1 protein-coding gene is annotated in these 503 nt (G+C 27.4%); it reads right to left on the bottom strand.

Annotated elements, in window-relative coordinates:
* The coding region (locus tag LQ615_RS13355; RefSeq protein WP_239704203.1) for an IS3 family transposase at window positions 1-503 on the bottom strand (503 nt) is incomplete at both ends.

The following is a 503-nucleotide window of genomic DNA, read 5'->3' as shown; positions in this document are numbered from 1 at the left end:
ATATATTTAGCTAATTCTATTACTGCCTGTTCATAATTTATAAAAGAAAAGTTCTTATTTCCTTTATAAATTTCACTTTTCATCATTCCCCATACTGATTCCATAGGTCCATTATCAATACAACAGCCTACACGTGACATACTTTGAATCATTTTATGCTCTTTTAATTTTGCCTTGAAACTTCTAGAAGTATATTGAAACCCTCTATCGCTATGAAATATAATACCCTTGGTATTTTTTACTTTTTTAACAGCTTTATCAAGCGTGTTAAATACTAATTGGTTATTATTTGAACTACTCAATTCATAGCTTAAAATAGTTTTACTACCTAAATCATAAATCGCACTTAAGTATACTTTATTGCCATTTTTTAATTTAAATTCAGTCACATCAGTTAACCATTTCTTGTTTTTCTTAGTTTCATTAAATGATCTATTTAAAATGTTTTGTGCAGTAACTTCAGGAGTAAAAGGCTTATAACGTTTGGTTTTACGACGTATAAT

The sequence above is a fragment of the Mammaliicoccus sp. C-M13 genome (assembly GCF_022386845.1).
Lineage (GTDB): Bacteria > Bacillota > Bacilli > Staphylococcales > Staphylococcaceae > Mammaliicoccus > Mammaliicoccus lentus.
Note: the sequence above shows the minus strand (reverse complement) of the source record. Positions and strands in the feature narration are given on the sequence as shown.